Source organism: candidate division KSB1 bacterium, assembly GCA_034505495.1.
Classification (GTDB): domain Bacteria; phylum Zhuqueibacterota; class Zhuqueibacteria; order Residuimicrobiales; family Krinioviventaceae; genus Fontimicrobium_A.
This window is the reverse complement of the sequence record JAPDQV010000006.1, coordinates 1-4277: the sequence shown is the minus strand read 5'-3', so window position 1 is coordinate 4277 and position 4277 is coordinate 1. Positions and strand designations below refer to the sequence as shown.

The 4277-nt window shown below is 52.7% G+C and carries 6 protein-coding genes; all 6 read left to right on the top strand.

Going from position 1 to position 4277, the window contains the following annotated elements; translation table 11 throughout:
• On the top strand, positions 1–357 hold a 357-nt coding region (locus tag ONB24_03920), incomplete at its 5' end, for a type I-C CRISPR-associated protein Cas8c/Csd1 (GenBank protein ID MDZ7315250.1).
• A 29-nt stretch (positions 358–386) separates the two neighbouring features.
• Entirely contained in the window at positions 387–1271 is an 885-nt protein-coding gene (cas7c, locus tag ONB24_03915; protein ID MDZ7315249.1) for a type I-C CRISPR-associated protein Cas7/Csd2, read from the top strand.
• Positions 1272–1353: 82 nt separating this feature from the next.
• Positions 1354–1941: a four helix bundle suffix domain-containing protein gene (locus tag ONB24_03910; GenBank protein ID MDZ7315248.1), complete on the top strand. Its 588-nt coding sequence runs from the start codon at positions 1354–1356 to the stop codon at positions 1939–1941.
• Complete coding sequence (cas4, locus tag ONB24_03905; GenBank protein ID MDZ7315247.1) at positions 1934–2602, top strand: CRISPR-associated protein Cas4; 669 nt, start codon at positions 1934–1936, stop codon at positions 2600–2602. The genes ONB24_03910 and cas4 overlap by 8 nt, the downstream gene beginning before the upstream one ends.
• Entirely contained in the window at positions 2599–3621 is a 1023-nt protein-coding gene (gene cas1c / locus ONB24_03900) for a type I-C CRISPR-associated endonuclease Cas1c (GenBank protein ID MDZ7315246.1), read from the top strand. The genes cas4 and cas1c overlap by 4 nt, the downstream gene beginning before the upstream one ends.
• 36 nt (positions 3622–3657) lie before the next feature.
• Positions 3658–3945, top strand: coding sequence for a CRISPR-associated endonuclease Cas2 (gene cas2, locus ONB24_03895; protein ID MDZ7315245.1), 288 nt, complete (start codon positions 3658–3660; stop codon positions 3943–3945).
• The last annotated feature ends 332 nt before the right edge of the window (positions 3946–4277 follow it).

Here is a 4277-nt window from a genome sequence, read left to right as displayed (position 1 = left end):
CTGTGTGGGAGATTGCGCGCCATTGCAGATGTTCTTGAAGAAAGAGCGCTGAAAAAAGCCAAAGAAAAACGGGCAACGAATGCGATGCGTTACATGCAGCAATTCTCTCAACGCCCATACCAGACATGGAAACAACTTCACGAAGCTCTTACGCCCTACATGATACGACTGGGCGGAGCATATTTCTATAAAAACCTGATTGCACAAGTTATCAGTCTTAATCCTGAAGCCCTTGAAGGAAACAAACCGCTGACAGGGGAATACCTGCTCGGTTACTATTGCCAGCGTCAAAAACTGCACGAGAAGCCGGACGAATCCGTAACCGAAGACAACGACAATCCCAACTCAAACGAATAATCCAATCATTTCAAAAAGGAGGCTTGGCTATGACTACCTTATCGAAAAAAATTGATTTTGCCGTCATTCTCACCGTGAAGCACGCCAATCCCAACGGCGACCCCCTCAACGGCAACCGCCCGCGCGTGACCTATGAAGGCTTTGGCGAAATTTCGGATGTCGCCATCAAGCGCAAGATTCGCAACCGTTTGCAGGAGATGGGGCACAAGATTTTCGTCCAGTCCGATGACAACCGCGTGGATGACTACAAAAGTCTGCGTGAACGGGCGGAAGGGACGCTCAAAGACGTGGATATGAGCGATAAAAAGAAGTTTCAGGAAGCCGCCTGCAAAAGCTGGCTGGACGTGCGCGCATTTGGTCAGGTGTTCGCTTTCAAAGCAAAGAAAGGCAAGAAGAGTGAGGGCGAAGAGGACAGCGATGGTGTGTCCATTCCCGTGCGCGGTCCCGTTTCAATTCATCCAGCTTTCTCAGTCGCTCCAGTCCTTGACCGTTCTTCAAGCATTCAAATCACCAAAAGCGTCAGCAGCGAACCAGGTGAAAAGCGCGGCTCCGACACCATGGGCATGAAGCACCGCGTGGACCACGGCGTGTACGTCTTTTACGGCAGCATGAATCCGCAACTGGCGAGCAAAACGGGCTTTTCGGATGAAGATGCGCAAGCCATCAAGGAAGCACTGCGAACTCTGTTCGTCAATGACGAATCCTCTGCACGCCCAGCGGGAAGCATGACAGTTTACAAGGTCTACTGGTGGGAACACGATTCCCGAAATGGCAAATATTCTTCTGCTAAAGTGCATTGCTCGCTGAAAGTCAAGGTCAAGGACGGAATAGATGAACCGAATGATATTAGCGACTACGACATCAAACTGGATGAGCTGGAAGGATTGAAATGCGAGGAAATTAACGGCATATAATAGGTTGCCACCTTTTGATGGCAATTATGCTTGACATAGTCCAATTGAAGATGTTTTTCGCTTGCTATGGGGGAAAACAAAAATGTCGGATAGCAGCAAAACAAAGGCTCCAAATGCTATTACGCCTCATGGAGGTTACAGAAACCTAAAATCATACCAAATGGCGGAAATTGTCTACGATGCAACCGTCGTTTTCTGTAATCGATTAATTGATAAAAGGTCTCGTACCCATGACCAAATGGTTCAAGCTGCTCGTAGCGGAAAGCAAAATATTGCCGAAGGCAGCATGGCTTCGGGAACCTCTAAAAAAATGGAGCTAAAATTAATCGGTGTGGCTAGGGCTAGTCTTGAAGAGTTATTAGTTGATTATCAGGATTATCTCAGGCAACACAATTTGTCTTTGTGGCCTAAAGATCATCCCCAAGCGCGGATGATTAGAAGGTTATGTTATAAAGATGATAGGTCTTATATGACCTATAAAAGTTTTTTAGAGCATTCTTCTCCTGAAGTTGCGGCCAATACAGTCATATGCCTTATTCACCAAACCAATTACCTTTTAGATCAGCAATTACGTGCATTAGAGCAGCAGTTTCTTAAAGAAGGCGGTTTTACGGAAAGATTATATAGAGCGAGGTCTCAAATGAGGAGTAGGAATAATTACAATGACTGACGACGACTACCTCCCCATATCGGCGATGCAGCACTTTGCCTTTTGTCCCCGACAGGCGGCGCTGATCTACATCGAACGCCAATGGGAGGACAACCTGCTGACCATGGAAGGCAGGCTGGAGCATCAACGGGTGGATGCCGGCTACAAGGAAGTGCGGCGCGGCCGTCGGCAGATCGGCGCCGTCGCCGTGCGCTGCGACCGGCTGCGGCTTCAGGGCGTCATCGATGTGCTCGAACTGGAGCTGATCGACGACCGCGGGCCGGACAATCTCGACATCCTAGGCCTGCGCGGCCTCTGGCAGATCGCGCCTGTCGAGTTCAAACACGGAGAACCCAAGGAGATCGACTGCGATCGGGTGCAGCTCTGCGCTCAGGCCATGGCACTGGAGGACATGTTCGGCGTACCGATCGAATCCGCATCGCTGTTTTATTGGCGCATTCGTCGGCGCGAAGATGTAACGCTGGATGAAGAACTGCGCCTCAAGACCGAAGAGACCGCGGCGGCGCTGCACCGGCTCTTTTCGTCCGGCAAAACGCCGCCGCCGGTCTATTCCAAACGCTGCCGCTCCTGCTCGCTCGTCGATCTCTGTTTGCCGAAACGACTATCGGGCGGCAGCCGCTACGAAAAAACCTTGTTTACGCTTCTGGAGCCGGAACCGTGAAACCTCTGCTCAACACGCTCTATGTCACCCAACCGGAAAGCCTGCTGCTCAAAGAAGGCGAAACCGTACTGGTGCGTAAAGGCGAAGAAAAACTCATCCAAGTGCCTATCCATACACTCGGTCAAATCATCTGCTTCGGCATCACCATCTACGTGTCGCCGCCGCTTATGGCCTTATGCAGTGAGCGCGGCGTTTCAATAACCTGGCTGACTGAAAGCGGACGGTTTCTGGCCAGGGTGGAAGGCCGCATCAAAGGCAATGTTCTGCTGAGGCGCACGCAGCATCGCTGGGCTGATTCCGCCGAACGGGCCTTGGCCGTGGCGCGCAACATCGTCGCCGCCAAGATCAACAACAGTCGCATCAATCTGCTGCGCCGGCTGCGCGGCGGGGGAAGCGACGCGCTTCTTCAAGAGCAGATCGATCATTTGGCGGCGCTGCTGCCGCGCGTCGCCGCCTGCAGCGATCTTGAGGTCCTTCGCGGCCTGGAAGGCGAGGCCGCCAACGGCTATTTCAGCGTCTTTGACCGGCTCATTGTTCAGCAGAAGGATGCCTTTATCTTTGCCGGGCGCAATCGGCGGCCGCCGCTCGATCCGGTCAACGCCCTGCTGTCGTTTGTCTACACGTTGCTCGCACTCGACATCCAGTCAGCCTTGGAGACGGTGGGACTCGATCCGTTCATCGGCTTTCTGCACGCCGACCGGCCCGGGCGTCCGGGACTGGCGCTCGACCTGATGGAGGAATTCCGTGCGCCGTTGGCCGATCGGTTGGTCCTGAATTTGATCAATTTAAAGCAGGTGGATGCACGAGACTTCCGTCGCGAAGGGGTGGAGGTGCGCATGACGGACGACTGCCGCAAACGGGTGATCACGGCCTATCAAAACCGCAAGAAAGAGATGATTGTCCATCCGTTTCTGGAGGAAAGAATGGAGATCGGCGTGCTGTTTCATGCGCAGGCGCAGCTGTTGGCGCGGCACATCCGCGGCGATCTGGACTACTATCCCGCCATTTTATGGCGTTGACGATAAAAAAATCGGCAAAGAAAGAGGGTTTTCGCTATGATGGTTTTGGTATGCTACGACGTGGAGACGGCGGAAGAGGGACAGCGGCGGCTGAACCGCATCGCCAAGGCGTGCAAAAACTACGGGCAACGGGTGCAGAACAGCGTATTCGAGTGCAAAGTGGCGCCCGACCAATGGGCAAAATTGAAAGACCAGTTGTTGCGGCTGTATAAACCCGAAGTCGACAGCCTGCGGTTTTACTATTTGGGGTCGAATTGGCAGCATCGGGTGGAACATTTCGGCGCCAAAAAGACCTATGATCCGGAAGGGCCGCTGGTGATCTGAGCGCCGACCGGATGCGCCGCGGAATTGTGCGGGAGGTCGGCGTTGTTTAAAAAACAAAAAGATAAGGTGAAAAATTGTTCGAAGTACCTGGCGATTTGCATAGCGAAAGGAGGATCGGCGGGAAAGCGGATTTAAGTAAAGGAAAAATAAAGAGGGAAAAGGCATACAGTCGCGCCCCGCGCGGGCGCGTGGATTGAAACTTTATTGATATGGATAATAAAAAGAAGGAAATAAAGTCGCGCCCCGCGCGGGCGCGTGGATTGAAACTTCTTCCTCTAATTTATCGGCAATTAAGAACTTATGTCGCGCCCCGCGCGGGCGCGTGGATTGAA